Annotated in this window: 5 protein-coding genes and 1 pseudogene; 4 read left to right on the plus strand and 2 right to left on the minus strand. The window is 72.8% G+C overall.

What is annotated here, in order from left to right; genetic code table 11:
• The 4 genes and pseudogenes from G3N92_RS31210 to cobC form a co-directional block, all read left to right on the plus strand.
• Positions 1-121: pseudogene (locus G3N92_RS31210) on the plus strand (ABC transporter ATP-binding protein); the annotation flags it as partial.
• A gap of 103 nt (positions 122-224) precedes the next feature.
• Complete coding sequence (gene cobT, locus G3N92_RS31215; protein WP_206131396.1) at positions 225-1,289, plus strand: nicotinate-nucleotide--dimethylbenzimidazole phosphoribosyltransferase; 1,065 nt, start codon at positions 225-227, stop codon at positions 1,287-1,289.
• A gap of 13 nt (positions 1,290-1,302) precedes the next feature.
• Positions 1,303-2,061: an adenosylcobinamide-GDP ribazoletransferase gene (locus tag G3N92_RS31220; RefSeq protein WP_206131397.1), complete on the plus strand. Its 759-nt coding sequence runs from the start codon at positions 1,303-1,305 to the stop codon at positions 2,059-2,061.
• Complete coding sequence (gene cobC / locus G3N92_RS31225; RefSeq protein ID WP_206131398.1) at positions 2,046-2,648, plus strand: alpha-ribazole phosphatase; 603 nt, start codon at positions 2,046-2,048, stop codon at positions 2,646-2,648. Before G3N92_RS31220 ends, cobC begins: the two co-directional genes overlap by 16 nt.
• Here the strand turns inward: cobC and G3N92_RS31230 are convergent.
• Positions 2,645-3,550 (minus strand): cobalamin-binding protein, encoded by a 906-nt coding sequence (locus G3N92_RS31230; protein WP_206131399.1) that lies wholly within the window; start codon positions 3,548-3,550, stop codon positions 2,645-2,647. The genes cobC and G3N92_RS31230 overlap by 4 nt on opposite strands.
• Positions 3,551-3,553: 3 nt before the next feature.
• The coding region (locus G3N92_RS31235) for an aminotransferase class I/II-fold pyridoxal phosphate-dependent enzyme (RefSeq protein ID WP_206131400.1) at positions 3,554-4,312 on the minus strand (759 nt) is incomplete at its 5' end.

Genomic DNA, 4,312 nt, shown 5'->3' on the forward strand with positions numbered 1-4,312 from the left:
CGCGCGCGCGGTGCTGTCGGCCGAGGCGGCCAGCGCCGCGTTCGGCTATCCGCTCGTGCTGATCGAGTGCGACGGCCACGAAGCGCTGGTGCCGGCGTGGCCGGCCGAGCCAGCCCGATGAACCGCCCTGACACCACGCGCGCGGCCCGCACGGCCGCGCGCGATTTGCAACGCCGCCCGGCGCGCCTCGCGCGCCGGATGCCAACCGACCCGACGATGTCCGCATGAACGCTCAATCGACTTCCTACGCCGTCCCCTCGATCGCCGCGCCCGACCCGGCGCTGCGCGCGACGCTCCAGCATCTGATCGACACCAAGACCAAGCCGCCCGGCAGCCTCGGCAAGCTCGAGGCGCTGGCGCTGCAACTGGGCCTGATCCAGCAGAGCACGACGCCGCGCGTCGCGCGCCCGGTGGTGATCGTGTTCGCGGCCGACCACGGCATCGCGGCCGAGGGCGTGAGCCCGTATCCGCAGGCCGTCACCGCGCAGATGGTGGCGAATTTCCTGGCCGGCGGCGCGGCCATCAATGCGTTTTCGAAGGTGGGCGGCTGCGAGTTGGAGATCGTCGACGCCGGCGTGGCCACGCCGCTGCCGGCGTCGCCCGCGCTGGTGTCGGTGCCGGTCGCGCCGGGCACGCGCAATTTCGCGCAAGAGCCGGCGATGAGCACGGCGCAACTGCATGCCGCGCTGGCGGCCGGCGCGGCGCGCGTCGCGCACCACGCGGCGCTCGGCACCAACGTTATCGCGTTCGGCGAGATGGGCATCGCCAACACCTCGGCGGCCGCCTGCCTGATGAGCCGCCTGGTCGGCGTGCCGCTCGCGGAATGCGTGGGGCGCGGCACCGGTCTTGACGATCGCGGGCTGGCCCACAAGCGCGCGGTGCTGGAGCGGGCGCTCGCGCGCGATCCCGGCGCGACCGCGCCGCTCGACGTGCTGGCCGCGTTCGGCGGCTTCGAGATCGCGATGATGACGGGCGCGTTCCTGGCCGCCGCGCAGGCGCGCATGGCGATCGTGGTGGACGGCTTCATCGCCAGTTCGGCGCTGCTGGTGGCGGCGGCGCTCGAACCGGCCGTGCGCGATTACTGCGTGTTCTCGCACGTGTCGGACGAGAACGGCCATCGCCGCATGCTCGCGCACTTCAGCGCGGCGCCGCTGCTCGCGCTCGATCTGCGGCTCGGCGAAGGCACCGGCGCGGCATTGGCCCTGCCGCTGCTGCGCGCGGCCACGGCGTTCGTCAACGAGATGGCGAGCTTCGACGCGGCCGGCGTCGACAATCGCGACGACGCCTGAGGCGGGGCGCACGATGCGCGGCTTCGCCGAACTTCGCTACTTCTTCGTCGCGCTCGGCTATTTCACGCGCGTGCCGATCCCGAAGCGGGTCGGCTATGCGGCGGGCGACCTCGATCATGCGGCGCGCTATTTTCCGCTGATCGGCGTGTGCGTCGGCGCGCTGGCTGCAGTCGTCTATTGGCTGGCGGCACATGTATGGCCGCCGGGCGTGGCGGTGCTGCTGTCGATGGCGGCCACGCTGATCGCCACCGGCGCGTTCCACGAGGACGGCCTGGCCGACAGTTGCGACGGTTTCGGCGGCGGCTACACGCGCGAGGACGTGCTGCGGATCATGCACGACTCGCGGATCGGCACGTTCGGCGCGGTGGCGCTGATCGTGTCGCTCGCGCTGAAGTGGCAGGCGCTCGCGGCGCTGCCGCCGTGGCGCGCGGCCTGGACCTTGCTGGCCGCGCATGCGGCAAGCCGCGTCGCGGCGGTCAGCCTGCTCGTGTCGCTCGATTACGTGCGTGACGAGGGCAAGGCCAAGCCGGTCGCGCGGCGCATGTCGATGCGCGCGTTCGGGTTCGCGGCGGCATGCGGGCTGCCGTGGGTGTTCTGGCCCGACTGGCGGCTCGGGCTGCTCGTGCTTGGCGTGCTGCTCGTGCTGCGCGCGGCCGTCGCCCGTTACCTGCGCAAGCGGCTCGGCGGCTATACCGGCGATTGCCTCGGCTTCGCGCAGCAACTGGCCGAACTCGCGATCTATCTGACGGTGCTCGGATGGATGTCGTCCTGATTCGCCATCCGGCCCCGGCCGTCGAGGCGGGCGTCTGCTACGGCGCGTCGGACGTGCCGCTGGCCGGCGACGCCGCGCGCGAAGCGCGGGCGATCGTCGCGCGTGTCGATGCGCTGGGGCTGGCGCGGCCGAGTGCGATCGACAGCAGCCCGCTCGTGCGGTGCGCGTCGGTGGCACGGGACATCGGCGCGGCGATGCGATGCGACGTGCGCGTCGATGCCCGCTTGCGCGAGATCGATTTCGGCGCCTGGGAAATGCGGAGTTGGGATGAAATCGGCCGCGACGCGCTCGATCGCTGGCAAGCCGATTTGATGGGCGCGCGCGAACACGGCGGCGAGAGCGCGGCGCAACTGATGGCGCGCGTCGCGCCGCTCGGCGCGGCATGGCGCGAGAGCGCGGCGCAGGGCAGCGTGGTGTGCGTCACGCATGCGGGCGTGATGCGGGCGCTCGCCGCGCAGTGGCTCGGCGTGCCGCTCGAGCGTTTGCTCGCGCGCCGCATCGCCTATGGCGGATGTCTGTGGTTCGCGCACGATGCCGTGCGAGGCTGGCAACTGCGCGGCTGGGACGAAACCGACGCGTCGTTTTAACGCCGCCGCGAGCGCGCCAGATCCAGATCGCGGCACACCTGCGCCGCGCCGAGCGCGAGCCGCGGCGTCGGCCGCGTCAGCCAGTCTCCGTCGATCTCGAACAGGTTGCCGCGCGCCATCGCCGTCAGTTGCGGCCAGCGCTGCCAGCGCGCGAGGCTCGGCAGCGCGGCGTCGTTGGCGGTCGCGCCTTGCGCGGTCGTCACGATCGCTTCGGGGTTGGCGGCCAGCACGGCCTCGTCGTCGACGGTCGGCGCGACCGGCTTCAGCGCCGCGAATACGTTGCGCCCGCCGCACAGGCGCAACACGTCGCTGACGATCTGCGTGCCGTTCAACGTGGTCAGCGGGCGATCCCAGATCTGCAGGAACACGTCGACGGGCGGCTTCGATGCGTAGCGGGCGCGCAGCGCGGCGATGCGCTGCCGGTACGCGGCGGCCGCCGCATCCGCCGTGTCGCGCGTGCCGAGCAACTGGCCGAGCTTGTCGAGCGACACGGCCACGTCGTCGAGCCGTGTCGGCTCGCTGAGGTAGACGGGGATGCCGAGCGCTTCGAGCTGCGCCGTCTGCCGGTCGGCGTTGCCGTGACGCCAGACCACGATCAGATCCGGCTTCAGCGCGACGATCCGTTCGAGATCGAGCGCGCGGTTGTCGCCGACGCGCGGCAGCGCGCGGGCTGCCTCCGGATAGTCGCTGTACGACACCGCGCCGACCATCGCCGGGCCGCCGCCGGCCGCATAGAGCAGCTCGGTGGCGTGCGGCGCGACGCTGATCACGCGCCGGGCGGGCGCGGCGAGCGTGATGGTGCGGCCGGCGTCGTCGGTGACGGAGACGCTGGCCGAAGCCGATATGGAAACCGAGGCCGCCCACAGCGCGACGGCCAACGCAGCAGCGTGACGGCGGGCCATCGCTCAGGATCCCGACGCAACGGCATGCGCCGCATAGCGGGCGAGCGCCGCTTCGAGCCGCTGCCATTCGGCCGGCGTGCCGGGCAGGCCGATCCGGATGCTCGGCGCGTGCGCGAAGAAGCGCGTCCAGATGCCTTGCGCGGCGAGCGCCTCGTGCAACGCGAGCGCGCGCGCATCGTCGGTCCAGCAGAACAGCGGCGTGGCCTGCACCGCGAAGCCATGCTTGGCAAGCAGCGCGCCGAGCCGCGCGCCGTCGGCGGCCAGCCGCGTACGCGTGGCGTGCTGCCAAGCGGTGTCGGCCAGCGCGGCGGTCACCGCGTGTTGCGCCGGGCCGCTGACGGTCCACGCGCCGAGCGCGCCGCGCAGTTGCGCGAGCCGCGCCGGTTCGGCCAGCACGAAGCCGGCGCGCACGCCGGCCAGCCCGAAGAACTTGCCGATCGAGCGCAGCACGAACAAGCCTGCGCGATGCGTGTCGGCGGCGAGCGTGGCGGGTTCGTCGGCGGTATCGGCCGTATCGGCGAACGCTTCGTCGACGATCAGCGCGCCGCCGCGCGCGGCCAGTTGCGCATGCCAGTCGAGCAGCCGCGCGCGGTCGATGCGCTCGGCCGTCGGGTTGTTCGGATTGCCGACGATCACGTAACGCAGCGAATCGGGCAGATGCGTGCTGCCGATCGCGAAGCGCTCGACCGTGTGACCGTGCCGCGCGAATGCCGGCGCGTATTCGCTGTAGGCCAGCGCCGCGACGCCGGCCGTGCCGGGCTC

It is taken from the genome of Burkholderia sp. Ac-20379 (genome assembly GCF_017104645.1).
Classification (GTDB): domain Bacteria; phylum Pseudomonadota; class Gammaproteobacteria; order Burkholderiales; family Burkholderiaceae; genus Burkholderia.